The organism is Halococcus sp. AFM35, assembly GCF_051195015.1.
Classification (GTDB): domain Archaea; phylum Halobacteriota; class Halobacteria; order Halobacteriales; family Halococcaceae; genus Halococcus.
In genome coordinates this window covers 61,543-87,540 of sequence record NZ_JBNTJU010000009.1, presented here as the reverse complement: position 1 = coordinate 87,540, position 25,998 = coordinate 61,543, and the positions used below count along the sequence as shown (strand labels likewise).

Here is a 25,998-nt window from a genome sequence, read left to right as displayed (position 1 = left end):
GCGCAGTGCTGACCACTACTGATACTGTCATCCGCAGTGACCCACTACCGAATCGACGCAATAGGAGCTGTTGGTCCACTTCTGAGACTGTTGAGCCGTCCGATAAATCGGGAATTCTACCACGCGGTCAGCTCGTCCTTACTCACAGTCGAAAAGTGTGTCTTCCATCACCAGCGTATGGGTTAGCACCGAATCCAGCCCTCGCATGAGTCGCCGCGAAAACGCTTGGTGGCTAATGCCAACGTCATCTGCAAGGTCGGTCAGCGAAATCGTCCGCGGGACAGCGAAATAGCCCCCATCGTAGGCACTCATGAGCGCTTCGCGTTGTTTCGTGGTGAGATTCCACTGCCCCCCTTCAGACCGCTCTGGACTGGAGATGATCTGTTGAATCCCCAGTTCCATCCCTTGCTCGGAGCAGGCATCATAAAACGCCGCTAGTGCCTCGCGTTCTGGAGCACGCAATTGAAACCGCCAGACATCAGCGCCGGTGCCGACGTTAGCCTCAGTCGGTGCCCTCTCATCAATCTCCTCTTCGCTACTAAGAGTATTGGCCTGCTCAACCCAGACTTCATGTTCGATTAACATATCAAGGAGATCATCGATACCATGCACCCACTCGATACGATAGAGGGTCTTCTCTTCGAGGTCGTCAACGACCTGTAGCCGCTCGACACGGTCGTCCCCTTCGACCTGCTCGATGAACCTCTCCTGATCGTGATCAGCGGCATTCACCCAGAGATACGGGACAAGACTATCGCTAATCTGGACGAACTGAGGCAGTTCGATACGGACTCCTGTCTCACTAAGTACCTCACCGAGGGCGAAGTCGGTAGCAGGCAGCGTCATCATCGCACTCACCGTCATGTTAGTTCTCCCGCTGCTGTACAAACTCCAGCAGTGCTGGCTGTTCCCGACGAGACCCACCCGAATGGGCCAATCGAGCGTTCCACCGATTGGAGAAAGGAGATTTCTGAACAGCAGGTGAGACCCACTCCCTCTGGCAGGATACGTCGTTCACACTGTACGCTGCTCTCCCACCGGGAAGTATCCTAGCTTCAATGACGAAGGCGCTTGAGATGCAGGGGGCGACTGACTTTTTCGCTGCGCTACTCGTGAGGATGGACACCGATGAGGAGAGCATCCTCAACCAGTGCTTTCGTTCCGCGGCGGAGCCGTTGGGAAACTGCTCCATCCGAGATTGCAAGCGCTTCAGCGACGTCTTCTAAGTATGCAGTACGAGGGACGTCGTAGTAGCCGGCTTCGACGGCGCGTCTGAGTGCCATGTATTGCTTGCTGGAGAGTCCGAACCGACCGGCAGGTTCACCGCCCAGCTCGCGCATTGTATCCACATCGAAGGTCAGCCCCTCTGTCTCGCAAAACCGCTGGGTGTCGGTCACCGCTGCGCGTGTCGGATAGAGAATGCGGAGATACCAGTTCTCTCGTCCACCGCCCCCGTAGGCATCCAGAACGGTCGCCTCCGCGCGTGCGAGCATCTGAACAAGGAGTTCGATCTCGGTCGTCCACTCCATTTGGTACAACTGCTCGTGATTGAAGGTGGTGAGCAGCGAGAGATTCTCCACGCTCGAATCAGCCGCGAACGCCTCTCGGATGGCGTCTTCGTCAGCCCCACGCGCCCACAACAGCGGCATGACGTTCTCGCCGCTTTCGACCAGCCGCTCGGTCTCGACTTCGATTCCCGAGAGGCTCGTGAGTGCGTCATGGAGCGCGAATTCCTCGCTTGGCACGCTCCCGCGAACGATAGTTGCCATATCGGACTGTCTCACTGGCAGACCCTGAAGCAATCGCTTGCGATAACATCGCCTTCATCATCGAAGGGCACAACAACTACCGACACCGCTTCAGTGTTTGGCCTAACGACTGTGACCGTGCGCCGCCACCTGAACAACCGTCATGAGGCAGGACGACGACGTCCTCAAGCGCTTCTGCGAGGAAGCGGTATCGAACTCGACGAAGACGAAAGTATCTGATATCTCATGGTGCCCGACGCGGTGCTAGCGAGGTTCTCGTGCGTACCTCAGGGCACGCGGCCGCCGCCCGAGCGCTCGACGACTTCGAGGAGGTCGTTCACGAACATCACTCGCATATCGAAGCCGGCGAACTCGCCAATCAGATGACCAACGCCTTCGAAGAAGCTGATCAGCAAGCTAGGGCAGGTAGTGAGCAAGAATGATTGACCTGCACCGTCTCGATGAACGCCGTACCGAATCCCGCCACCCCACTCGTTCCTGTTCAGTCCCGTACGAGGCCACTGGGATTTCCTCACGAAAGGTTCGATTCATCAACATACCAACCACTCATCCGGAACGGTACGGTTCCGGGTGTGAGGAAGACCCATGACTTTAGTCACGGGTCGCCCGACAATCGACCCGATGAATGCCGATGACGCGATTGAGCCGCCACCAGCGTTCTGCAAACAGTCAACCCTCACGACTGATCCTCGTGAGCGTTTCAGCGACGAGTGGCCCGAAGCGTGGGACGCCGCCGCCGATCTTCTCGATTGGTTCGAATCGTACGACGCGGTTCTCGATGGTGAGACGCCGCCGTTCAACTGGTTCGATGGCGGACAGCTCAACGCCAGCCACGAGTGCCTCGACCGCCATCTCGGCGAGCGGAAAAATCGCCTCGCGATCCGGTGGGAGGGACAGCTCGGCGAGACGCGCACCTACACCTATCTCGACCTCCATCGCGAAGTCAACGAGTTCGCCGCAGCCCTCCGCGAGCAGGGTGTCGGGGCGGACGACGTCGTCACGCTCTATCTGCCGGTCGTCCCCGAACTGGTGGTGGGGATGCTCGCCTGTGCGCGCCTCGGTGCACCGCACAACGTCGTTTCGGCTGGTTTTTCGGCCGACGCGCTTGCCACACGGATGGAGCGTGCCGATTCGCGCTTTCTCGTGACCTGTGACGGCTACTACCGACGCGGTGACGCGGTCAATCAGAAGCGACGGGCGGACAACGCTCGATTGGCCATCGACCACGACCTCGAAGCCACCGTCGTCGTCGAACGGCTCGGCGACACCCGACTCGGAACCGACCAGTACGATTACGGCCAGTTGCTCGCCGCCAACGCCGGGCGTGAGGTCGAACCGGTCGCCCGCGACTCGATGGAGACGCTGTTTTTGATCTACACCTCCGGGACGACCGGAGAGCCGAAGTCCGTCACGCACACCACCGGCGGCTATCTCGCTCACGTGGCGTGGACCGCGCGCAACGTGCTCGATATCAAATCCACGGATACCTACTGGTGTTCGGCCGACATCGGCTGGATTACCGGCCACTCCTACATCGTCTACGGGCCGCTCGCGCTCGGCACCACGACCATGCTCTACGAGGGGACCGCCGACCACCTTCGAAAGGACCGTCTCTTTTCGATCATCGAACGCAACGCCGTCGATGTCCTGTATACCGCACCGACGACGATCCGGTCGTTCATGAAGTGGGGCGAGGAGTATCCCGCCCGTCACGACCTATCAAGCCTCCGGCTGCTCGGCACCGTCGGCAAACCCATCGACCCGCGGGCGTGGAAGTGGTACTACACCCACGTCGGCGGTGAGTCCTGTCCGGTCGTCGATACGTGGTGGCAGACCGAAACGGGGGCTATCCTCGTCTCGACACTGCCCGGTATCGACGCGATGAAACCTGGCTCCGCCGGGCCACCGCTCCCGGGTATCGACGCCGCCGTCGTCGGCCCGGACGGCGACGAGCGACCAGCCGGCGAGAAGGGCATGCTCGCGGTCCGGACGCCGTGGCCGGGGATGCCCCGAGAGCTTGCGGCGGCGACCGACTGGGGGGCGAGTGCCGCCGCGGGCGAGGAGTGGCGGTACATCGCGGGCGACGAGGCGGTCGCCGACGATGACGGGTATGTTCGTGTTCTCGGCCGGATGGACGATGCCATCACCGTTGCCAACCAGCGAATCGGCATCGCGGAGATAGAGCGTGCCATCGTCACCGTCGAGGGCGTCGCCGAGGCCGCAGTCGTCGGCGTCGATCACTCGACGCGGGAGACGGCGGTGTACGCCTACGTCAATCCGGCGACAGAGCAGGCTGCCGACGATGCACTCCACGAGGCGATTATCGCCGCCGTCGAGGAGGCGATTGGACCAGCGGCCAGTCCCGAGCGGGTCGTCTTCACGCCGGAGCTCCCGAAGACTCGCTCGGGAAAGATCATGCGTCGGCTGTTGGAATCGGTCGCCAACGACGAGGACTACGGCGACCTCAGCGCGCTGCGCAACCCCGAAGTCGTCGGCGAGTTGGATTCGAACGAAGACGGGATTTCGGATGAATAGGTTCTTTCGAAGCATTTCTGTGGATTTCGGAAGCCACCTCGGAGCCAACGGCGATAAGCGGGCGTATCGACCGCAACATCTATTTCGCTTCTCCAAATAAATCGAAACTGAATGGATGGGCTGGCCCAGTTCCTCTGTGCGGGTGGTTACGAGCGTCTCCGTCGGGCGACCCGGACCCACCGTGGCGACCTCGTCGTCCGACTGTGTGGGGAGGTTGGACTCCAGCCGAGCGAAGTGGTCGCCATCGGTCCCGCTGCTATGCACCAGACCGGCAGAACACGGCTGCTCGACGTTGGCGACCGCGAGGCATTCGTTCCGGCAGCGGTGGCCCATTCGATACGGAAGTACGCCCAATCGGTCGACGACACCGACCCACTCGTGGACGTCTCGGAGCGTCGCATCCAGATGTTGGTCAGCGAGAGCGGCACGCGGGCCGCCGACGCGACCGGCGACGACCGGTTCCGGGACGTCTCGACGCGGGACCTCCGGGCCGCCCACGCCCGTCACCTGTTACACGACGGCGTCGATACACGAATCGTCCTCGCAGTGACCGCCTACGAGCGGGTGGCCGCGCTGGAGTCCCACCTCCCGACCCCGGACCGTGAGGCGGTCGCAACGGCCCTCTCCGAGGAGGGCACACTGACAGCCGACGGCCTGCCCGCCTGGCTCCGGCGAGCAGTACGGGTCGCAGCCGATGTCGGGGAGGCACTCGCGGTCGCCAGTAGCGCATCGGACATCCACGAGACGGTCTGCGACCAGCTCGCCGAAACGGACGGCTATCGCTTTGGCTGGGTCGCGGAGACGACTGGTGATGGTCTCGCGGTTCGGGCACACGCCGGCGTCACAGCCGATAGCATCGAGCAAACGCTTGCCGACCGAACCGACCTCGTCACGGAGGTGATCGAGGAGCAGACAGTCCGATCCGTAGACGCCGGAAACACCACGCTACTCGCTGTTCCGCTCGTCGGGGAGACGACCCGTGGCCTGCTCGCGGTCGGAACGCTACGGGGGGACGTTAGCGCTATCGAGCGTGACTTACTCGGCGCGCTCGGTGCACAGGTCGGCCACGCGCTCGCCGTCATCGAGCATCGGCGGTTGCTGCTCGCCGATACGGTGACGGAGCTGACCTTCGATATCGGACGCGAGACGGCGTTCCTGCCCGAAACCGCGGCCGCACTCGGCTGTGAGTTCGAACTCGTCGGCATCGTCCCCGCCGATGAGGGGGTGCTCTGTTACGTCACGACCCGAGCGGTCACGCCGGATGCGGTCTTCGAACGCGCGAGCGCTACCGATGCGGTGGGCGACGTTCGGTTCGTCAGCGACGCTGAGACGGGCGTTCTGCTCGAAGTCATGCTTCGGCGGTCCCCGATTCAGGCGCTCGCGGCGGTCGGCGGCCAGATTCGGTCCTACGAGGTCAGTTCGCAGGGTGGGCGACTGGTCGGAGAGGTATCGACCGACGCAAACGTTCGGCACATCGTCGAGACCATGACCGATACGTTTCCCACGGTCCATCTGACGGCGAAACGGGAAACCGAACCCGAGGCTGCGACTGACGTCCGATTCCGCGAGACACTGGCCGACGAGCTCACCGAGCGCCAGACCGCAGCGCTTCGGTCGGCCTACTTCGGCGGGTATTTCGAGTGGCCGCGTGACTCGACGGCCGAGGAGCTGGCTGACTCGCTGAACGTCTCGTCGCCGACCCTCCATCATCACCTTCGCATCGCCCAACAGAAACTGCTCGATTCGTTTTTCGACGACAGCGTCGAGTGATGGCCTGCGGGGTCTCCGAGAGCTGCCCTAACTGTCTAGGATGGCAGACGCCACGGTAACGACACTCGTGGAGGTGATTCTCACTCGTTTCGGTGTCTCAAGGCAAAGCAGCAGTCCCGATACCGACGAACTGGCGGGATATGGGGGTGACAACGATGCCGTTGGAATAATTAGCAGGTTTCTTTATGATAGACCCCTTGGGAGAGCAACTCGCCAATGTCGGAACAAAATGTCGAACTGGAGGCCCGGCTGGCCGAACAGGACGAGTTCGAGCCACCGGGGTCGTTCGTCGAACAGGCAAACGTGTCCGAGCCGTCGATATACGACGAGTTCGCGGAGGACTGGCCGGCGTGCTGGGAAAACGCCGCGGCCCTCCTCGATTGGTCCAGGGAGTACGAGCAGGTCCTCGACGACTCGAACCCGCCGTTTTACGAGTGGTTCACCGGTGGCGAACTCAACGCCTCCGCGAACTGTCTCGACCGCCATCTCGACGAGCGCGGCGACGAGACCGCCATCGAGTGGGTCGGCGAACTCGGCGACACCCGCACCTACACCTACCGTGACCTCCACCGCGAGGTCAACGAGTTCGCCGCGGCCCTCCGCGAGCAGGGTGTCGGGGCGGACGACGTCGTCACCCTCTACATGCCGATGGTGCCGGAGCTACCGATTGCCATGCTCGCGTGCGCCCGCCTCGGTGCCCCTCACTCGGTCGTCTTTGCCGGGTTTTCGGCCAACGCCTTGGCGACCCGGATGGAAAGCGCCGATTCCCAACTACTCGTGACCTGTGATGGCTACTACCGCCGCGGTGAGGCGCTCGAACACAAGCCGAAAGCCGACGAGGGGGTAGCGGCTGTCGAGCATGACGTGACGGGCGTCGTCGTCGACCGCCTCGGCGAGGAGTACGACCACCCGATGCGGGAGGCCGACCACGACTACGACACCCTGGTTGCAGACCACGACGGAGAGGAGGTCGAGCCGGTCGCCCGCGACGCCGAGGACATGCTGTTCCTGATGTACACGTCGGGAACGACCGGCGAGCCCAAAGGCGTCAAACACACCACCGGCGGCTATCTCTCGTGGGTTGCGTGGACGAGCCACGCTGTTCTCGACGTCGAGCCGGAGGACACCTACTGGTGTTCGGCCGACATCGGCTGGATCACCGGCCACTCCTACATCGTCTACGGGCCGCTCGCGCTCGGCACCACGACCGTGATGTACGAGGGGACGCCCGATTACCCCGAGAAGGACCGGCTCTGGGAAATCGTCGAGGAGTACGACATCACCCAGCTCTACACCGCACCGACGGCGATTCGGTCGTTCATGAAGTGGGGCGAGGAGTACCCCGCCCGCCACGACCTATCGAGCCTCCGGCTGCTCGGTACCGTTGGCGAGCCGATCAACCCGCGGGCGTGGAAGTGGTACTACAGACATATCGGCGGTGAGTCGTGTCCGGTCGTCGATACGTGGTGGCAGACCGAGACCGGCGGGATGATGGTGACGACGTTGCCGGGCGTCGACAGCATGAAACCCGGCTCGGCCGGCCCGCCGTTGCCGGGCGTCGATGCCGATATCGTCGATACCGACGGCGAGGAGGTCGCGGCCGGACGGGCAGGCCATCTCACCATCCAGAAGCCATGGCCCGGCATGTTGCGAACGCTGTACCGAAACGACGAGCGCTTCATCGAGGAATACTGGGCCGAGTACTCCGACACCGACTCCGACGACCCCGACGACTGGGTCTACTTCCCGGAAGACGGCGCGAAAATCGATGACGACGGCTACCTCACCGTCCTCGGACGGGTCGACGACGTCATCAACGTCTCCGGTCATCGCCTCGGGACGATGGAAATCGAGAGCGCCATCGTCGGCGTCGAGGGGGTCGCCGAGGCCGCAGTCGTCGGCGGCGACCACGAGGTGAAAGGCGAAACCGTCTACGCCTACGTCATCACCGAGGACGGCTACGCGGGCGACGAGGGGATGCGGGAGGCAATCATCGCCGGTGTGGAGGACGGTATCGGCCCTATCGCGCGCCCCGAGGAGGTCGTCTTCACCGCCGAACTCCCGAAGACCCGTTCGGGAAAGATCATGCGCCGGCTGTTGGAGGACATCGCCAACGGCGAGGAGCTGGGCAGTACGAACACGCTCCGCAATCCGGAGATCGTCGACGAGATTCAGCGGCAAGCCGGGGGGAGCTGATTCGAGATGTCGGTGTCGAAACCACGACCTCGGAGGGACGACGCCCCACAGCGGTGGCCGACTGCGCGGACGAACACGGCAACGACGAGAACACGATGACAGACGACCCTACACGAACCACGAACGAGGCAGGAACGGTCGAGACGGACGGCGGGGTGGCGACGAACCGCCGTTCTACTGACTACCTCGATGCGGAGGTAAACATCTTCAGGCCGGACACCGCGTTCATGCGGGACCACCTGAAACTGATCTGGGCGACGTTTCTGGCCTGGACGGTTGCGGTCTTCGGGCCGGTGACGGCTGCGCTCGTCGCCCCCGACTTGATGACCGAGACAATCGTCCTCGGCTTCCAGTTGCATGTCCTCCTGACGGGTATCGGCGCGCCCTTCGGCGCGCTCGTCCTGTCGGCGGTGTATGCCTACCGACGCGACAAACTCGACGAGAAATACGGCATCGAACACGGACAGACGGCGACGAACGCCGACACGGCGGCGGCAACTGATGGCGGTGAGAACGCATGACCACGGATGTACTGCTGCAAGTCGTTCCCGAGGGACTCAATACCGGCTTCAAGCTCATCCCGGCACTGACGACCATCGGGATGTTGGTGGCCTTCCTCGCAGTCGGGTTTTTCTTCCGCGTGGCCGACACGGACAATCTCTGGGTCGCCGGTCGTTCGATTGGGAACATCGAAAACGGGATGGCAATCGGTGCCAACTGGATGTCGGCGGCGTCGTATCTCGGCGTCGCGGCGACCATCGCCACGCTTGGGTACTTCGGGCTGGCGTATCTCGTCGGCTGGACGGCGGGCTATTTCATCCTCCTCATCTTCCTCGCCTCGCAGTTCCGCCGGTTCGGCAAGTACACCGCGCCGGACTTCGTCGCGGACCGGTTCTACTCCGATACTGGCCGCGCCATCGCGGCGGTGACGACGCTGTTTATCGCGTACGTGTATGCCGTGAGTCAGGGACGCGGCATGGGGCTGATGTCGATGTATCTCTTCGGGACGAGCTACACGCAGGGCGTGGTCCTCCTCATGGGTGTGACCATCGGCTACGTCGCCCTCTCGGGAATGCTTGGCACGACGAAGAACATGGCGCTGCAGTACGTCATCCTCATCATCGCCTTCCTCGGTGGACTGTACGCAGTCGGCTGGACGCAGGGCTACTCGACGGTACTCCCGTATCTCGAATTCGGCGACGAGGCGACGCTCGTCGCGGAGCAGATCGCTCGCGAGTTCACGGCTCCCTTCGCCAACGCCGGCTACTACGAGTGGGTAGCGCTGTGTTTCACCCTCATCGTCGGTACCTGTGGACTGCCACACGTGCTCGTGCGTTTCTACACGGTCGACAACGAGCGGACGGCTCGGTGGTCCTGCGTCTGGGGGCTGTTTTTCATCTGCCTGCTGTACTGGGGCACCGCCGCATACGCCGCGTTCGGCACGTTGCTGTTCGACCAGAGCGCAACGCTGTCGTTCCCCTTCACGTCGGACCAGGGTGACGTCGTGGTCGTTCTCACGGCCCAGCTCGCCGACCTCCCGGAATGGCTCGTCGGTCTCGTCGCCGCCGGAGCGGTCGCAGCGGCGTTGGCGACGGTTGCAGGGCTGTTCATCTCCGGCTCGTCGGCTGCCGCACACGACATCTACACGAACCTCTACAAACCCGAGGCGACCCAGCGCGAGCAGCTCATCGTGGGTCGGTTGACGATACTCGGGCTCGGGATTTTGGTCGCGGCGACGGCGATTGCCGACGTCGGCGTCATCGCCTCCCTCGTCGCCGTGGCGTTCGCAATCGCCGGTGTCGTGATGTTCCCCGTGTTCTTCCTCGGTCTCTGGTGGGAGCGCACCACCCGGGAGGGAGCTCTCGCGGGGATGCTCGTCGGACTGACGATCTCCATCGTGACCATCGTCAACGACTACGCTTCGCAGGTGATCGGTGGTGAAGGCCCGCTGGTGCCAGCACTCAACGCGGTGTTGCCCGCGACATCGACGGCACTCATCGGCGTGCCGGTCGTGATGACCGTTATCATTGCGGTCTCGTTGGTCACTGACGACCCGCCGGAAGAGGTCAAGCGTCTGGTCCGCCAGTGTCACAGCCCCGAGCCAATGGACCGGATGGAAAGTGCCGAAGAGGTTGCTACTGACGGTGGTGAGCAACAGTGAGACCGTCACATCGACTGACGACAGGTGTCTCAGTTCCACCGAAAACTCGGCAGTTCGGGATTATCTCGAACCTCTGGAGCCGATACTCGTCCGGCAGGTCGGCCACCTCAGCGCCGGTCAGCCCTCCGACAGTGTCAGAAGTGTTCTCCTCGTCGAGAGCGTCACTGTCGACCACCATCAACGACCGATTGTTGCTCGACCCATCACAGGTACAGCCTGTATCAACTGGACACGGGCCACGGACCGTACCACTCGAAGCTCAAGGGGACAGGGAGGACGACACGAGCAGTTGCAGTAGACCGCGCGCTTCTACAAGCCGTGGCCCATGTGAGAGTTGCACTCCGAGGCACCATCGATGAGTCTCCGTGAACACATTAGCGAACACCGCTCCGACATGCTCATCGATCTGGTGTTCGCCTGCAGTTGGGTGACGATGGCCACAGTTTTGTTCAGCGTACTTGATGGCCCACGGTGGGCCTACTATTTGTGTATGCTGGCGGGCGTGGTTGCCTACTACGGTTTTTTCACGTCACTCACAATCGCACGAGACAACAATACCATCTCATAATACCTCAGCAAAGCATGGATATCTATCGGTTGAAGGCCTGCTACCGATGATGTCGTGGATCGATATTTGAATGCTTCAACGCGGGGCAGCGGGAGCAACTGTGACCGGTTCGTTCGAAAGTCAGTTCTTCTATATTTCTCACGCCTCGTCACCCTCGCCAAACGGACGCTCGCCATCGAGCCGCTGCTCCTCCGGGAATCGCCGCGATAGTGGACTTGAGAGTCAATGTGGACAATCGGATAGCTTCCGCTGCTATCCCGAGTCTGTCAGGGCGAGCGAAATAAGCGAATCATATTGCGTTTTCCCGGTTCGCAGAGGAGGTGAGTGAAACCGAGATCGGAGAATATTCCTTTCCAATTGCGGTAGTAGAGCGGGAAGTCGTCGTGGACGTAGCTCACTTCAGTATCCGATTGGCCGCGCTGTGGACTGTTTCCCTCGTTCTCAGCGGTTATAAGCAGGTTACTAGTCACGCGAGCCAACTCCTCGAATACCCATGCGTTCTCGGGGAGAACGTGCTGCAGGGTTTCCACAGAGTAGACAGCGTCGAACGTGTTATCGGGGAGCTCAGGGAGTATCTTTTCAATCGCACCAGTTTGAAACGTTCCTGTTGCAGCGAGCTGTGGATACTGTTCGGCCATCACGCTGAACGATTCGTCGTTGATATCGATACCAGTGAGGTTCTCGAACCCATTATCGTGGAGGTGGGCGAGATGACGGCCAGAACTACAGCCGACTTCGAGAATCGCGGCGTCCGCAGACGCATAGTAGTCGAATATCGTGGAGAGGGTCTCACTGACCTCGTTCGCGCCGATCTGGGCGTAGTAGGTGGGCGAAAACTCTCCTGAGCGTTCAGCCCAGCCGCGGTGATTATCATCCAATTCCATATATATATATCGCCTCGTGGTCAGGGAGGTTAAGATGCATCTTCTCCCTGCGTCACAGTTCGGTTGGCTGAGGGTTTGGAGGGGAGGGGGAGGGGAACTCTACGTCTATACTCGACTCGGACCAAGACGACGGCGAGATCGGCCATCTCGAAATCCGTCGGTCGGTCAAACGTGGCGATTCTGGAAAGCTCCGTCGAACGGTCACACGCGACCTACCGAACCACAACGCCAAGCAAGAGCGGCGTGGACCTCATCGTCGCGGTTCCGGAGCTCGAATCGTACGCTGACATCGAGACAACGAAGGTGGTGCAGACGCCCAGTTTCGATATGGATGCCGAGTCGCTCACAGCGCTGGCTGAACGGACTCGCACTGCTGTTGACGACGGGACCGATGATGTCGTCATCACCCACGGCACTGACACCATGGAGGAGCACGGACGTCTTCGAGTTGGTAATACGATATTAACTCGTCGAACCCGAACCGCTCGACTCCGTTTCACCGGGAAGTCGAAGAGTAAGTAACGTGACAATTCCCATGAGAAGCGCCAACGAGAGATAGCCCTCGTCGAAGAAGCCACGCTCGGCGACCGCGCCGAAGAGCACCGGACCCATCGAGGCCAACAACGAGGCGCTTGACCGGACGGCTCCCAGTCCAGTGCCCTCTATCTCCGGCGGAATCGTCTCCGAAAGATACGATTGAGTGATTGCCCCCGAACCGAGCATCGAACTGATGAGCACCGTATCCCCTGCGAGCAACCAGAACTGGTCGAGAAAGGGGAGGAGGGCGAATCCGATGATGGCCCCACTGAGTACGATTGGCAGCGAGCGCCGAATACCGATCACGTCGTATGCAATGCCGGCAAGCGGCTTGGCAATGATGCCGAAAGCGAAAAACAGGCTGAACAGCGCGCTTGCTGTCGTCGAGGAAAACCCTTTGTTATTGATCAGATACGTGGGATAGAACGCCGAGAACGTCTGTAAAACACCGATATACAGAAACAAAATGACTGCCATAATCACCAACGTCGGATGGTAGAGCTCGCGGAGAACAGTCATTGCCCGTTGGAGAGACAGTTCCGTGTTTGCTGTGTCCGACGAGACGGTCGATGGGAGAACTCGCCAGACGGCGATTGCGACAACGACGAGGAGGGGCACGACAAAGACGAGACCGAGCTGCCACGTGAGACCGATGAGGATGCCAGCGACCAACGGAAGGACTGTCTGACCGGTGTCACCCGCTGCCATCGTGATTCCCAGCACACGACCGATACGGTCGGGGTAGAGGTCCGAGAGAACAGTGATTCGTGCGACCGGATACAGGGACAATCCGACGCCGATCAATCCGGTTGCAGCGAATAGGCTCCACGTTGTCGGAGCGAGAACGACCAAAGACACTGCACCAGCGACGATCACCAACCCCATTGTCAATATCGTCCGCTCACCGTATCGGTCAGCCAGAACGCCGCCTGGAACCTGACCAATCGCATAGGTGACCCAGATGAGCGTGACTAACAGGCCAGCAGTGGTGAGCGTGAGACCGAATCTCTCGCCCAATGATGGCAACAACACCGGATAGATCATCCGAATTCCGTTCAGGAGTCCCCACCCGAGAGCAATCGCGATCAGCTTCTTTCCGTTTCCATCGGCCCATAGTGCGCCTATTTCCTGTCGGAGAGAAGGCAGTGTATCCATCAGCTCCGGTAGTTCGCCCGTAACCAAGCAGGTTTCAAAACACTTGCAGTGCCAGCACAAAAATCCGGTTGTCAAATCACACGGGAGAAACCCGTGCCAACACATCTCCGCGCTGAAACTCGTCCTGTTCGTCGATCACGATCTCAGCTACCTCACCGGTCGTGGGGGCCGGGACGTCGATACTCACCTTCTCGATTTGAATCTCGGCAATCGGTTCACCTTCCGTTACCGCCGTCCCTTCATGCACGAACCAGTTCGAGACGATTGCCTCCTCGACATCATCGGAGTCGGCGGGCCATACCGCTGCCGAATCCACGACGACAGTCTCTCCGCTCATCTGTGGGTGCGCTCGCTCATTCGGCGACTTCCCGAATAGCGTCAGCAATGTCCGCTGTGTCCGGATTGACCGCCTGTTCCAGTGGCCGAGCGTACGGGATGGGCACGTCCGGCATCGTTACTCGGCTGACGGCTGATAGCTCGTCGAGCGCACCCTCTGTAGCCCGAGCGATGATTTCGCCCGACAGCCCAAACGAATGGTAATCTTCGTCAACGACGACGAGTCGGCCAGTTTTCCGAAGCGATTCGAGCACGGTCTCGGTATCGAGCGGGACCAGGGTTCGGAGGTCGATTACTTCAGCGTCGACATCCTCTGCAAGGTCATCAGCGGCTTCCAGTGCCCGGTGGACGTGGAGACCAAGCGTCACCACGGTCACATCGTCACCCTCTCGCTTTACGTCTGCCTCACCGAACTCGATGGTGTAGTCGTCTTCGGGGACCGGGGTCTTTGGGCCATCCGGGGCGGGCATCCAGCCGATACCCATCAGGCGTTTGTGGAACATGTACACCACAGGGTCGTCATCACGGATCGCCGTATGCATCAGTCCCTTGGCGTCGGTGGCGGTGCTCGGAACCACCACCTTCATGCCCGGTAGGTGGGCGAAGGTGCCATACAGTGTCTGTGAGTGCTGGGCGGCATCGTTGTAGGTACCGCCGACAGCCGTCAGGAGTACCATCGGGACGTTCACCGTGCTGGCGCTCATGTAGGTGTTTTTCGCCATCTGGTTGTAGATTTGGTCCATCCCGACTCCGAAGAAATCCGTGAACATCAGCTCCGCAATGGGGCGCATGCCGGCCTGTGCGGCCCCAACGGCGGCCCCGATGAATCCCGTCTCGCTGATCGGCATGTCCATGATTTTCTCCCGACCGAACTCCTCAAGCAGGCCTTCGGTGCTGTCGAAGATACCACCGTAATCGGCAACGTCCTCGCCCATCACGAACACGTCGTCGTTCCCGCGCATCTCCGAGGCGATGGCGTCGACCATCGCTCGACTCATCGTTATCTCGCGCTCCGCAGCCGGTTCGGTTGCTTCTGGCTCGTCTGCTTCCGCCATCAGTCATCACCTCCCGTGGTTTCGGCGGGTTCCGGCTCCGGATTGGGCGTCCATCCCGCCGGCGGGTTCGTGAACACGTCCTCGTAAGCCTCCTCGGGGTCGGGTTCGGGCTGGTCTTTGGCCCACTTGATGGCGTCCTCGACCCGTTCGTGGCTCCGGTCGCGGATGTCCTCGATAGTGCTGTCGTCGATGCCCGCGTTCTGGAGTGTGTTCTCCATCCGCTCGATGGAGTCGCGCTGTTTCGCCCGTTCCGTATCAGCATCGGGGCGGTAGCCCTCGGCGTCACCCATGAAGTGTCCCATCCGCCGATGGACCTGCACTTCGAGGAGGGTTGGCCCGTTGCCGTCACGCGCGCGTCCGACCGCCTCGCCCGCAGCCTCATAGACCGCAACCGCGTCGTCGTGGTCCACGCGCATGCCGGGCATGTCGAACCCGTCGGCGCGCTTGGCACCGTTTTCGACGTCGGTGACTCGCTCTTTGGGCATGCTGATGGCCCAGTCGTTGTCCTCGATGACGAACACCACCGGAAGGTCGTGGACGCTCGCGAGGTTGAGCGATTCGAGGAAGCCACCCTGACTGATCGCGCCTTCGCCGAGGTACGCGACGGCGACGCTGTCCTCGCCGCGTTTTTTGGCTGCGAGTGCCGCCCCGACTGCTGGCGGACAGCCTTCGGCGATGATGCCGCTGCCCGCGAAGTTGACCTCGGCATCGAACAGATGCATGTGGCCACCCTTGCCCTTGGACAATCCTGTGCGCCGGCCGAAAATTTCGGCGGTCATTCGGTCGAGATCGACACCTTTGGCGATAGCGACGTGGTGGGGACGATGAGGGGCGGTTACAGTGTCGGCACCGCGGAGATGAGCACACACGCCGGCAGCGGCAGCCTCTTGGCCAGCAGCGAGGTGCAGCTCGCCCGGAATCGGGCCGGCCGAGATATCGAATGCTGGCTGTTTCCCCTCCAGGTACTCCTCTTGGAGCCGTTCTTCGTAGTACCGTGCTGTCACCATCCAACCGTACATTTTCTGCAATTCGGTATCACTTAACATGATAACCCCCGTACAGACATAGCACTCCATTCACATAAACGTAATTGACGTCAATTCCACTCTTCCGCAAACATCTATAGACGACTGAGAAGGACTGGAGAGGACACCCTCGACATCGAGTGGGAGCGCACGGGCCCACATACTGTCGCCAGACCGCCGACTCAGCCGGATGAACGCCGAAGTGAGGTCATCGAGAAGCGACTCTCGGAGAGCCAGAACGACCGCGGCCACGTGAAGAGTCGAAGAGAGGGACTCAGCCATGACGACGAGGTGATCATCTCCATGATCGGGAACGGAATCTACGCGCGCCGGGCCGACGGTGGATGAATCCGGCCATCGGGGATCGAGCAGACGCTCGCTCACCTCAATGAACCGCTCGGGCTGATTGCTGCCATTGGACTGTGCGGCGGGAGCGCGCCCTCTATACTCGGATATAGCGCAAGCTTCCGTGACAGATAGACGAACTCTGGCTAAAAGACCTACAACGAACCGTCGTTCCGTTCCGGATGATGTCCGAGACGCGATGTGGTTACGTCGAGGACGTGGAATGGCTTCTAGACCGTGGCACGGCCTACTGCTGGCGGCCAGTATGCGATGGTGGTGAGCGGTGTTTCTGGCACGCGTCGGGACCGAAGACGCGTGAGGCGCTCAACGCCCATCGGCCGGCACCGGGCGAGCGTCTCGACGGCGCGGACCTTCGGCATGCGGATCTCGCTGGCGCGGACTGGCTATGCGGGCGGAGTCTCGTCGGTGCGGACTTCTCCGACGCAACCCTTCGCGGTGCGGACCTCTCGGATGCTGACCTCCGGCGGGCGACGTTCGACGGCGTGGATGCGCGACAGGCTCGATTCGACGGTGCGAACCTCGAAAACGCAACGTTCGTCGCCGCTGATCTCCGGGAGGCGTCCCTCGACCGGGCGAGGCTCTATCGCGCCGGCTTCACCGACGTACGTCTCGACCGGCGGAGTGACTTCGGCGACTGCGTGGTCTACGAGGAACATGTGTCGGAGGCGGACGACCACGAAACGCGTCTCGCCGCGCTCGAAGCGACGGGTTGGACCTACCGCGAACTCCGACGGCTCTTCGAACAGGACGCCCTCCCGCGCCGCGCGCGGACGTGCTATCTCGGCGAGAAAAGCGCCCGACGGCGGGCCGCGTGGGCGCGCGGTGAGTACCTCCGCGCGCTCAAGCTCGAAGGCTCACGGTGGGTGATGCGCTACGGTACCAGTCCGACGCGAGTCGTCGCCAGTTCGCTCGGACTGATCGCGTGCTGTGGGGTGATATACCCGCTTATCGGTGGATTTCGTCAATCCGAGGGCGGAACGTTCCACCTCGAAGCACCGCTTTCGACGCCGCCAGACCACCTCATCCACCTGCTGTTCAGGGGACTCTACTTCAGCGTCGTCACGTTCGCTACGCTCGGCTACGGCGATATGCAGCCAATAGGACTGCTCGCGCGGTCGCTGGCCGGATTCGAGGCGCTCGTCGGGTCGTTGTTGATGGCCGTGCTCGTGTTCGTCCTTACCCGTCGTGTCCGGTAATCCGCGCCACAAATGGCTCACGCGTTCCTACTCGCCGCACAGCTTCCCCCACGCGTCCGAGAGCCCGTCGTCCTCCTCGTCCGAGTTTGATCGCTTCGGAAGGTAGGTTTGCAGAAGAGGTGATGGGTTCCACTCACGAAAACTGCATCTGTTCTATCGGAACACAGAGTTCGTGCACGGGTTTTGGTTCTCTCATCTACGGGCCTCCACAACGGCTTTGGTCCGGTGGTCGCTTCAGCAGGTATGGCCGATATCGACGACCAGGAGTGGCGGCTCATTCGGGAAGACGTTCGAAGGGGGCCACTGAACATGGCGCTCGACGAGATCGCCGCCGAGACCGCCGCTCGTGGCGGCCCGCGAACCCTGCGCGTCTACCGCTGGGAGCCGGCGACGCTTTCACTGGGATATCATCAGGACCCCTCGACCGTGGACTGGGAGTTCTGCGAGCGCGAGGGAATTTCGGTGACGCGCCGGCCGACCGGCGGCGGCGGCATCTATCACGACAGTCATGGTGACATCTCCTATTCCATCGTCGCGCCGGCCGACGAACTGCCCGGCGACCTGATGGAGACCTACGAACTGCTCTGTGAACCCCTGTTCGATGGGTTTGACCGCCTCGACACGCCTGTGTCGTTCGCGAGCGAGGACCGCCCGGCCATCCACGACCCCGCCTGCTACCTGCGCGCGCTGCATCCGGCCCACGACGTGGTCGCCCCGGATGGGCGCAAAATCAGCGGCAACGCCCAGTACCGCCGCCGCGACAGCGTCATTCAACACGGTTCGATACTGTTCGACGACGCGACCGAGCGCCATCTCGCGTGTTTCGCCGACCCGCCCTCCGCGGAGCGATTCGACGAGCGAGTGACGAACGTCCGCGAACAGGGTGACGTGAGCCGAGAGACGGCGGTCGCGGCGTTCGAGGACGCGCTCGCCGACTGGGCCGACGCCGAGGAGGGCGTGTGGTCCGACGGGGAACTCGACCGAGCGCGCGAGCGCGCCCGCGAGAAATTCGCAAGCGACGACTGGAACCGCCGCCGGGAGGACCCGACCGGGTAGGTCGTCGTCCTTCGACGGTCCTATGGGTGCCGGCGGCGATGTCCGCGCATGCACGTCGGAGCACACGTCTCAATCGCCGGCGGCGTCGATAACGCCATCGAACGCCAGACCGACGTCGGCGGGAACTGCGGACAGATATTCACGGCCTCGCCCCAAGTCTGGGCCGGTCCCGATATCGACGACGAGGAGGCCGCCCGCTTTCGTGATTCGGACCTCGGCCCGTGGGTCATCCACGCCTCCTATCTGGTGAATCTCGCCACACCCAAAGACGACCTCCGCGAGAAATCCATCGCGAGCCTCCAAGCAGAGTGCGACGCCGCCTCACGGTTGGGAATCGAGTACGTCAACGTCCATCTCGGCGCACACACCGGCACGGGCGTCGAAAACGGGCTCGACAACGCCGCGAGCGCCATCGATGAGCTCGATATCCCATCCGAGGTCACGCTGCTGGTCGAGAGCGACGCCGGCAGCGGCACCAAGTTGGGCGACGAGTTCGCCCACCTCGCGGCCGTCCGCGACCGCAGCCATGTGGATATCGAGTTCTGTCTCGACACCGCCCACGCCTTCGCGGCGGGCTATGACCTCTCGTCGCCCGAGGCGGTCGAAGAGACCGTCGCCGCCTTCGACGACACCGTCGGACTCGACGAGCTTCGCTGTCTCCATCTCAACGACTCGAAACACGCCTGCGGCACGAACAAGGACGAACACGCCCACATCGGTGAGGGGTCGATTGGCGATGCTGGCATGCACGCCATTATCAACCACGACACGCTCCAGGGAGTCCCGTTCGTCCTCGAAACGCCGACCGAGGACGGGCGTGGATTCGCGTGGAACATCGACCGCGTTCGTGAACTCCGCGCCGACTGAAACCGGTTCGCGCAGCGATTCCGGCCGAAGTGGCTGCTCCGGTTGCCGAACTCGGTTCTCGGTTTAGCCCTCCTCTCCACCTTCGCCACCGTTACCGCCGCCACCCTCGCCGTTTTCCTGCTCACCACCGCCTCCCTCCCCATCTCCACCGCCGTCGCCACCACCGCCCTCCTGCTCTCCGCCCTCTCCACCGCCACCGTTCTCGCCACCTTCACCGCCGCCTCCGCCATCATCGCCACCCTCTCCGCCCTCGCCACCGCCGAGACCGATGTCGGTGCAGCCGGCGAGCGCGACCGCGAGCGCGCCGGCCGACAGCGAGAGCGTCCGTCGTCGGGTCAGCCGTCCCTCCATGTCCTCGACCATGCGACCGGCCGACGGCTGGTGGGAAGTTAACTGTTCCCGTATTTCCCGATGGCTCGGGGAGCGAACGATTGATACGGAACGGCTCTCTACGAGGGGAGGGTTGAACATGGACGTACGCGATGGGGTAAGCTACGACGACGTGTTGGTGGTGCCAGAGCGTTCGGTGGTCGCCCACCGCGCCGACGTGAGCCTCGAAACACGACTCGCGCCGAATCTCGCGCTCGATAGCCCGATCCTCGGCGCACCGATGGATACCGTCATCGAGAGCGAGGCAGCGATTGCTCTCTCGGAAACGGGCGGTCTCGGAACGCTACACCGATTTCTCCCCATCGACGAGCAGGCCGCCGAGGTCCGGCGGGTGGTCGCGGCGGGCGAGCGGGCCGGCGGCGCGGTCGGCATCGACGAGGCGTATCTCGAACGGGCGGCAGCGCTGGTCGAGGCTGGCGCGGCCTGCGTGATGGTGGACATCGCCCACGGTCACATGGAGCGCTGTCTCGATGCGGTCGGCGAACTCCGCGCGGAGTTCCCCGAAACGCCGCTCGTCGCCGGCAACGTCGCCACCGCGTCCGGCGTTGCGGACCTCGCGGCCGCCGGCGCGGACTGCGTAAAGGTCGGCGTGGGTCCCGGCTCACACTGTACGACCCGCGAAGTAACCGGCGTCGGCGTGCCCCAACTCACGGCGGTCTCGGACTGTGCCGAGGCCGCGAGCGAGCACGGCGTGACCGTCATCGCCGACGGTGGCATCAGGAAGTCCGGCGACGCGGTGAAGGCACTCGTCGCGGGAGCGGACGCGGTGATGCTCGGGGGGCTACTCGCCGGGACGACCGAAGCACCCGGTGAGACAATCGAACGCGACGGAACTCGATACAAGTGCTCGCGGGGGATGGCCTCGACCGAGGCCAACAACGAGCGCACGGACAAGAACGGCGAGACCGCGATGGAGGAGGGGATTGCCGGAGCCGTGCCCTACCGCGGCGACCTCGCGGGCGTGGTCGCAGGCCTCGAAGGTGGGATTCGCTCGGGGCTGTCGTACTGTGGCGCAGCGTCGATTCCGGCCGTTCAGGGAAACGCCGAGTTTATCCACAACTCCGCCGGCGCGCAGGCAATCGAGGGCGTTCACGCGAGCGTCCGCGAGCGCTAGACGACATCGCCGCGGACGCTCGCGCCCTCCTGTCGCTCGCGATATGTTCGCACCGCGTCGGCAGCCCGCTCGGCCTCGGTCTCGTCCATTCCGACCATTCCGAGCGCGCCGGCCAGCGTCGGAAAGACGAACTCCCCCTCTCGAAGCTTCTCGAAGGCCTCGTCCGAGCGCCGACCATCGAGCCAGAGACAGACCCCGCGCGGGTCGAGCAGTTCCTCGTAGTTCTCGCGGGCCATCGCCCCCTTGAGGCGCTGGGTCACGTTGTCCTCGAAGCTCGCGTTGCAGACTTCGAGGTGGATTGGTTCGCGCTCGTCCACGAGGTGGGCCGCGAGACACTTCTCGGGGGCGGCGTAGCCGTTCGGATTCGCGCGGATGTGTTCAGGGTGCTCGTCGGCCCACTCGGCGCTCACGGTCTTACCGATGCCCTCGATGCCGTGTGACTCGCGGAATGCGGCCTCGCGATTGTCGTCACCATGAAAGAGTAGGTCCTTCGTGAGGTAGACGTCGAGACGCTCGACCGGGTCGAGACCGAGCGCGATATCGCCGTAGACCCACACCTCGCGCACCGGGACGGGCATCGATTCCTCTTCGATTGTTTCGACGAGGCGCTCGATGCGCGCGACGGCCTCCTCGCGGGCGAAGTCGGTCATTGGCAGTCATAGTCGCCCGCACGGAAAAAGCGACTCGCCCCAGCAGTTATTGTGGCTCCAACGGATGGAGGGGTATGACACGCGAGGCAATCGACTATGGAACGTTCGAGACGGGCCGTGACGTGAACTACTGGGACCTCGACCGAACGCTCCAGTACGAGGCGCGGCGGACCTATCCCGACGAGGAGTTCGTGTGGGCCGAGTCACGACTGAGGGAGTTCGGGGACGTCGTCGGCTCGACGGTTGCCGACAACGCCGACCGCATTGACAGGCACGGACCCGAACTCCACACGTATGACAAAGAGGGTGAGGTTCGAAACGAGGTCGAATATCATCCCACCCAGCACGAGAACGAGCGCCTCGCGTACGAGAAATTCGGCCTGACCCACGACGCCTTCCACGCGCCACCGGGCCGCGACGAGCCGGTGGGGCTAGCCCACACCCTGACCCAGCAGACGCTGCTTTCGTACGTCGATATGGGCTTCGTCTGTCCGGTCTCGATGACCACCGGCGTCGCGCTCGTGCTCGACGCATTCGACGACGGGAGCCTCGACGACTACTTCGAGCGGCTCACCAGTCGGAGTGGCGACGACCACATCGAGGGTGCGATGTTCCTCACCGAAAAGCAGGGCGGCAGCGACGTCGGCACGAACGAGACCGTCGCCGAGAAAGCCGACGATGGAACCTACCGCCTCACCGGCGAGAAGTGGTTCTGCTCCAATATCGACGCCGAGGGCGCGCTCGCGCTGGCCCGCCGACCCGACGCACCCGAGGGAACCGCCGGTCTCTCGCTGTTTCTGGTCCCGCGCACGAAACCGAACGGCGAGGTCAACGACGCGCTCTTTCGCCGGTTGAAGGACAAGCTCGGGACGATTTCGGTGCCCACGGGCGAAATCGAGTTCCGGGGCGCGGAGGCGTATCTCGTCGGCGAGCCGGAGAGCGGCTTCCGACAGATGACTGAAATGTTGAACTTCGAGCGGCTTTCGAACGTCACTGGCGCTGTGGGCATCATGGGCCGCGCCCTTCTGGAGTCGAAGGTTCGAGCGGCGAACCGCGAGGCGTTCGGCGAACCCATCCAAGAGAAACCGTTGCTGCGCCGCGATTTAGTGGACATGGCCGTCGATTACGAGGCCGCCACGGCCTTTACCTTCGAGTGTGCGCGCCTGCTCGACCAGTATCGGCGCGAGGAGAGTAAGGAGGCGTTCAGATTGCTACGTGCGCTCGTCCCGATTGCGAAGCAGGTGACCGCACGAATGGCCGTCGAGACCGCCTCCTACGCCTGCGAAGTGCTCGGCGGCAACGGCTACGTCAGGGAACACGTCACGCCGCGGCTGCTCCGAGACGCCCAAGTATTGCCAATCTGGGAAGGGACCTCGAACGTTCTGAGCCTCGACCTGCTCCGGGCGATGGAGCGCGAGGACGCCCACGAGGCGCTGTTGCCCGCCATCCGCGAAAACATCGACGCGGCCGACCACCGCGCGCTGGCCGAGTGCGGCGAAACGGTCGAGGAGGAGTTCGCGGAATTACAGGAGGCGCTCGCCCATCTCGCAGGGGCGGACACCGAGGAGGCGCAGTTGCAGGCGAAAGAACTCGCCGAATACGTCTTCGACGTCTATACCGCGGCGCTGCTGCTCGCCGAGGCCCAAGGAGAACTCGACCGCGGCGACGCCCGGAAGGCACTGGTCGCAAAGCGCTTCGTCGACACCCGACTGTGCGAATCGGGCGCGCGTGGCATCACCGACGGCGAGCGCTTCGCCATCGAACGCTTCGACGAAATCGTTCGGTATGCCGCCGCAGCGCCCGAGACACTCGCCACGACGATGACAGTCGACGACTGACCGCTACTCGAAGAACTCCTTGTAGGCTTCGAGGGTTTCCTCGATGTCCTCGTCGGTGTGGGCGTCGCTGACGAACCCCGATTCGAGCTGGTTCGCCGTGAGGAGGATTCCCTGCTCTTTCATTTCCGGTCGGAAGAGCCTCTCCCAACGGTCGGTTTCGGCGTTCTCGACGTCGGCCCCCGTCTTCGGACAGCGCGCGAAACGTTCGCAGTCGGGCGTCTGGCGACAGCCCGCCCCACAGGTCTCGCTGACGTCCGTCGAGCCGGCGCGCGTGAAGACGAGCTTGAACATGCTGTCGGTTCCCAACACCGTGTAGCCCGGCGCACGCTCGGCCACGATGTCCGTGATACCGCCCCTGAGTTCCTCGCCGAGTTGGTTCACGTGGTCGTAGACGTCGTTTTCGGCGGCGTAGCGCAGGGTTTCGAGACCGGCGGCCATCGCCACCGGATGGCCGGAGAAGGTACCCGACTGGAAGACGTCGCCCGCAGGAGTGAACAATTCGAGGATTTCGGCCGGGCCGCCGACCGCACCCGCCGGGAAGCCACCGCCGATGATCTTCGCAAAGGTCGTGAGGTCGGGCGTCACGCCGAATTTCCCCTGGGCGCACTGGAGGCCGCCGACGCGAAAGCCAGTCATCACCTCGTCGAAAATCAGGAGTGCGCCGTGGTCGTCACAGAGGTCGCGCAGGTGCTCGTGGTAGCCCTCGATTGGCATGACGCCCGCGGTGTTGCCGAGCAGCGGCTCGGTCAGCACACCAGCGATGTCCTCGCCGTGGGTTGCGAAGACGTCCTCGATGGTCTCCATATCGTTGAACGGCACGGGGATGGTGTGTTCGGCGAACGACTGAGGGATGCCGGGTGAGGACGGCCGCGGGTTCGCCGAATCGCCCGCGACGAGTGTCGATTCCTGTGCGCCGTGATAGCCGCCCTGCATGACGACGATCTTCTCGCGGCCGGTGTACCCACGGGCGAGTCGAACGGCGGAGACGGTGGCCTCGGTACCCGAGTTGACGAAACGCAACATCTCGACGCTGGGGACGTGGCGGGCGACGAACTCGGCGAGTTCGACCTCGATTTCGGTGGGTGCGCCGTACATCGGCCCGTCGCTCATCGTCGATTGGACCGCTGCACGCACCGATTCGGGCAGGTCGTGGCCCAACAGGAGGGGTCCGTAGCCCATCACGTAGTCGATGTAGCGATTGCCGTCGGCGTCGATGACGTGGCCGCCGTCGCCGCGCTCGATGAACGCCGGGTAGGGTCGGGTCGCCCGCACGGACGAATTGACGCCGCCGGGAAGCACCGAGAGCGCACGGTCGTAGAGGTCGCGCGAGCTATCGTGATTCATGGCCCGAGTTCGACCGGCGGGCTGAAAGTCGTTACTGAGACGGAACGGCGAAACCGTTCCGTGATGTCGTCGGAACGCGAAGCGTTCTGACTGCAAGTCGAGCAAAGCTCGACAATGACGAAAATCGCTCCGCGATTTTCGAACCACCCCGCAGTAAAAACGTTCAGGATGATGCCGCGCGTTCGCGAATCAGTTCGCGCAGGGCGTCGGGGTCGTCGATGGCGGCGATCTCCTCGCGTTCGATGAGTGCGGTCTCGGCGACGGCGTCGCGGCTGGCATCGTCGACGACGTAGACCGAGCGTGTGCGGGTGACGGTGCCGAGCGAGGACATGATGCGGGCGCGCTTTTCGGCGGTCTGGGTGAACGTCGAGTGTCCAGTCAGAACGTTCTCCTCGTCGCCGTCGTCCTCGCTCACCGTCTTGAACGGCGCGCGCGTCGTCGGATGCACGTTGAAACCGACTCTCGTGAGCACGGCGACGAGCGCGTCGTCGGTCTCGTCGTCGCTCGCGTCCTCGTCGGCGAGGTCTTCGGCACCGCCGAGTACGTCGACAGGGTTGGCAAGCGGCGCGTCGAGGAGGTCCTCCATCCGGGCGGCGACCTCGACGGAGGCGTTCATCCCGTCCTCGTACTTCGACACTGTCCGCCGCGAGACGCCGATTTCGGAGGCCAGCCGGCCGAGACTCCACTCGCGCTCGGCGCGCTCGTCGGCGAGGACCTCGCCGTCGATGTTCACGTAGAGACCACCGGGAGCGGCGTATATCATCGGCGGTACGTCCTCAATGAAGAGGTCGAGGGCGGTGTCGGGACTCAGGACCGGGACTCCATGACGGAGGTACATCACGCCCGGCTTGAGTTCCTCGTCGCGGGTTCGCAGGCCAACGACCATCGGGGTGGCGTCGAGATGGGTGCCGAGCCGCCGCATCTCGATGCCAGTACGGGAATCGAAAGCGTCGATGTTACCCAGAATCTTCACCAACAGGACTGTGTCGTCGCGGCGGGCGGCCACGTCGAAGCTCTTCGGGCGGACCGCACATCGCTCGCTGACGAGAAAGCCCGCGTCTTCGAGCATGGCCGTCACGTTGCCGACGAGCGCGGACCGGGACATGTCCATACGTAAGTAGCGCATCGTATATAGTGGTTGTGCCGGCGGGAGACCGCCTCCTCCGGCGATTCATGTCACGAGCGG

Annotated in this window: 24 protein-coding genes; 13 read left to right on the top strand and 11 right to left on the bottom strand. The window is 62.9% G+C overall.

What is annotated here, in order from left to right; translation table 11 throughout:
- Positions 1 to 138: 138 nt before the first annotated feature.
- Positions 139 to 864 (bottom strand): helix-turn-helix domain-containing protein, encoded by a 726-nt coding sequence (locus ACQUQO_RS09310; protein ID WP_435077709.1) that lies wholly within the window; start codon positions 862 to 864, stop codon positions 139 to 141.
- A gap of 242 nt (positions 865 to 1,106) precedes the next feature.
- Positions 1,107 to 1,769, bottom strand: coding sequence for a helix-turn-helix domain-containing protein (locus ACQUQO_RS09305; protein ID WP_435077708.1), 663 nt, complete (start codon positions 1,767 to 1,769; stop codon positions 1,107 to 1,109).
- Positions 1,770 to 2,026: 257 nt separating this feature from the next.
- On the opposite strand from ACQUQO_RS09305, the gene ACQUQO_RS09300 reads away from it, so the two are divergent.
- From ACQUQO_RS09300 to ACQUQO_RS09270, 7 genes are all read left to right on the top strand, one after another.
- Positions 2,027 to 2,191: a hypothetical protein gene (locus ACQUQO_RS09300; protein ID WP_435077707.1), complete on the top strand. Its 165-nt coding sequence runs from the start codon at positions 2,027 to 2,029 to the stop codon at positions 2,189 to 2,191.
- Positions 2,192 to 2,390: 199 nt separating this feature from the next.
- A complete protein-coding gene (locus tag ACQUQO_RS09295; protein ID WP_435077751.1) occupies positions 2,391 to 4,304 on the top strand; it encodes an acetate--CoA ligase in 1,914 nt (637 codons plus the stop codon).
- A 111-nt stretch (positions 4,305 to 4,415) separates the two neighbouring features.
- Positions 4,416 to 6,074, top strand: coding sequence for a bacterio-opsin activator domain-containing protein (locus ACQUQO_RS09290; protein ID WP_435077706.1), 1,659 nt, complete (start codon positions 4,416 to 4,418; stop codon positions 6,072 to 6,074).
- 216 nt (positions 6,075 to 6,290) lie between these two features.
- Complete coding sequence (gene acs, locus ACQUQO_RS09285; RefSeq protein ID WP_435077705.1) at positions 6,291 to 8,270, top strand: acetate--CoA ligase; 1,980 nt, start codon at positions 6,291 to 6,293, stop codon at positions 8,268 to 8,270.
- Positions 8,271 to 8,365: 95 nt separating this feature from the next.
- A complete protein-coding gene (locus tag ACQUQO_RS09280) occupies positions 8,366 to 8,791 on the top strand; it encodes a DUF4212 domain-containing protein (RefSeq protein ID WP_435077750.1) in 426 nt (141 codons plus the stop codon).
- Complete coding sequence (locus tag ACQUQO_RS09275) at positions 8,788 to 10,431, top strand: sodium:solute symporter family transporter (protein ID WP_435077704.1); 1,644 nt, start codon at positions 8,788 to 8,790, stop codon at positions 10,429 to 10,431. Before ACQUQO_RS09280 ends, ACQUQO_RS09275 begins: the two co-directional genes overlap by 4 nt.
- 355 nt (positions 10,432 to 10,786) lie before the next feature.
- Positions 10,787 to 10,999 carry a hypothetical protein gene (locus ACQUQO_RS09270; RefSeq protein WP_435077703.1) on the top strand — a complete coding sequence of 71 codons (213 nt, stop codon included), beginning with the start codon at positions 10,787 to 10,789 and terminating at the stop codon, positions 10,997 to 10,999.
- Between the two features lie 266 nt (positions 11,000 to 11,265).
- On the opposite strand, the gene ACQUQO_RS09265 is transcribed toward ACQUQO_RS09270, so the two are convergent.
- On the bottom strand, positions 11,266 to 11,883 hold the full coding sequence (locus tag ACQUQO_RS09265; RefSeq protein ID WP_435077702.1) for a class I SAM-dependent methyltransferase: 618 nt from the start codon (positions 11,881 to 11,883) through the stop codon (positions 11,266 to 11,268).
- Between the two features lie 171 nt (positions 11,884 to 12,054).
- On the opposite strand from ACQUQO_RS09265, the gene ACQUQO_RS09260 reads away from it, so the two are divergent.
- Positions 12,055 to 12,405 carry an asparaginase domain-containing protein gene (locus ACQUQO_RS09260; RefSeq protein ID WP_435077701.1) on the top strand — a complete coding sequence of 117 codons (351 nt, stop codon included), beginning with the start codon at positions 12,055 to 12,057 and terminating at the stop codon, positions 12,403 to 12,405.
- Here ACQUQO_RS09260 and ACQUQO_RS09255 read toward each other — a convergent pair.
- The 4 genes from ACQUQO_RS09255 to ACQUQO_RS09240 all read right to left on the bottom strand — a co-directional run bounded on the left by ACQUQO_RS09255 (position 12,346) and on the right by ACQUQO_RS09240 (position 15,985).
- Positions 12,346 to 13,464: an MFS transporter gene (locus ACQUQO_RS09255; protein WP_435077749.1), complete on the bottom strand. Its 1,119-nt coding sequence runs from the start codon at positions 13,462 to 13,464 to the stop codon at positions 12,346 to 12,348. The two genes, ACQUQO_RS09260 and ACQUQO_RS09255, sit on opposite strands and share 60 nt — an antisense overlap.
- Positions 13,465 to 13,651: 187 nt before the next feature.
- On the bottom strand, positions 13,652 to 13,912 hold the full coding sequence (locus ACQUQO_RS09250) for a lipoyl domain-containing protein (protein ID WP_435077700.1): 261 nt from the start codon (positions 13,910 to 13,912) through the stop codon (positions 13,652 to 13,654).
- A gap of 16 nt (positions 13,913 to 13,928) precedes the next feature.
- Positions 13,929 to 14,966: an alpha-ketoacid dehydrogenase subunit beta gene (locus ACQUQO_RS09245; RefSeq protein WP_435077699.1), complete on the bottom strand. Its 1,038-nt coding sequence runs from the start codon at positions 14,964 to 14,966 to the stop codon at positions 13,929 to 13,931.
- Positions 14,966 to 15,985, bottom strand: coding sequence for a thiamine pyrophosphate-dependent dehydrogenase E1 component subunit alpha (locus ACQUQO_RS09240; protein WP_435077698.1), 1,020 nt, complete (start codon positions 15,983 to 15,985; stop codon positions 14,966 to 14,968). The genes ACQUQO_RS09245 and ACQUQO_RS09240 overlap by 1 nt, the downstream gene beginning before the upstream one ends.
- Before the next feature lie 536 nt (positions 15,986 to 16,521).
- Here ACQUQO_RS09240 and ACQUQO_RS09235 point away from each other — a divergent pair.
- The 3 genes from ACQUQO_RS09235 (at position 16,522) to ACQUQO_RS09225 (ending at position 19,476) form a co-directional block, all read left to right on the top strand.
- The gene (locus ACQUQO_RS09235) at positions 16,522 to 17,553 is read left to right on the top strand and encodes a pentapeptide repeat-containing protein (RefSeq protein ID WP_435077697.1); all 1,032 of its coding nucleotides are present in this window, start codon (positions 16,522 to 16,524) and stop codon (positions 17,551 to 17,553) included.
- Positions 17,554 to 17,796: 243 nt separating this feature from the next.
- Positions 17,797 to 18,609 carry a lipoate--protein ligase family protein gene (locus tag ACQUQO_RS09230; protein WP_435077696.1) on the top strand — a complete coding sequence of 271 codons (813 nt, stop codon included), beginning with the start codon at positions 17,797 to 17,799 and terminating at the stop codon, positions 18,607 to 18,609.
- A gap of 48 nt (positions 18,610 to 18,657) precedes the next feature.
- Positions 18,658 to 19,476: a deoxyribonuclease IV gene (locus ACQUQO_RS09225; protein ID WP_435077695.1), complete on the top strand. Its 819-nt coding sequence runs from the start codon at positions 18,658 to 18,660 to the stop codon at positions 19,474 to 19,476.
- Between the two features lie 63 nt (positions 19,477 to 19,539).
- Here the strand turns inward: ACQUQO_RS09225 and ACQUQO_RS09220 are convergent, their stop codons facing one another.
- The gene (locus ACQUQO_RS09220) at positions 19,540 to 19,839 is read right to left on the bottom strand and encodes a hypothetical protein (protein WP_435077694.1); all 300 of its coding nucleotides are present in this window, start codon (positions 19,837 to 19,839) and stop codon (positions 19,540 to 19,542) included.
- 106 nt (positions 19,840 to 19,945) lie between these two features.
- Between ACQUQO_RS09220 and ACQUQO_RS09215 the strand changes: the two genes are divergently transcribed.
- Entirely contained in the window at positions 19,946 to 20,980 is a 1,035-nt protein-coding gene (locus tag ACQUQO_RS09215) for a guanosine monophosphate reductase (protein ID WP_435077693.1), read from the top strand.
- Here the strand turns inward: ACQUQO_RS09215 and ACQUQO_RS09210 are convergent.
- Positions 20,977 to 21,630, bottom strand: a complete 654-nt coding sequence (locus ACQUQO_RS09210) for a DUF7095 family protein (protein ID WP_435077692.1) — start codon at positions 21,628 to 21,630, stop codon at positions 20,977 to 20,979. The two genes, ACQUQO_RS09215 and ACQUQO_RS09210, sit on opposite strands and share 4 nt — an antisense overlap.
- 74 nt (positions 21,631 to 21,704) lie before the next feature.
- On the opposite strand from ACQUQO_RS09210, the gene ACQUQO_RS09205 reads away from it, so the two are divergent.
- Complete coding sequence (locus tag ACQUQO_RS09205; protein ID WP_435077691.1) at positions 21,705 to 23,468, top strand: acyl-CoA dehydrogenase family protein; 1,764 nt, start codon at positions 21,705 to 21,707, stop codon at positions 23,466 to 23,468.
- A 3-nt stretch (positions 23,469 to 23,471) separates the two neighbouring features.
- Here the strand turns inward: ACQUQO_RS09205 and hemL are convergent, their stop codons facing one another.
- On the bottom strand, positions 23,472 to 24,812 hold the full coding sequence (gene hemL, locus ACQUQO_RS09200) for a glutamate-1-semialdehyde 2,1-aminomutase (RefSeq protein ID WP_435077690.1): 1,341 nt from the start codon (positions 24,810 to 24,812) through the stop codon (positions 23,472 to 23,474).
- Between the two features lie 163 nt (positions 24,813 to 24,975).
- Positions 24,976 to 25,917 (bottom strand): transcriptional regulator, encoded by a 942-nt coding sequence (locus ACQUQO_RS09195; protein WP_435077689.1) that lies wholly within the window; start codon positions 25,915 to 25,917, stop codon positions 24,976 to 24,978.
- Positions 25,918 to 25,998: the final 81 nt, after the last annotated feature.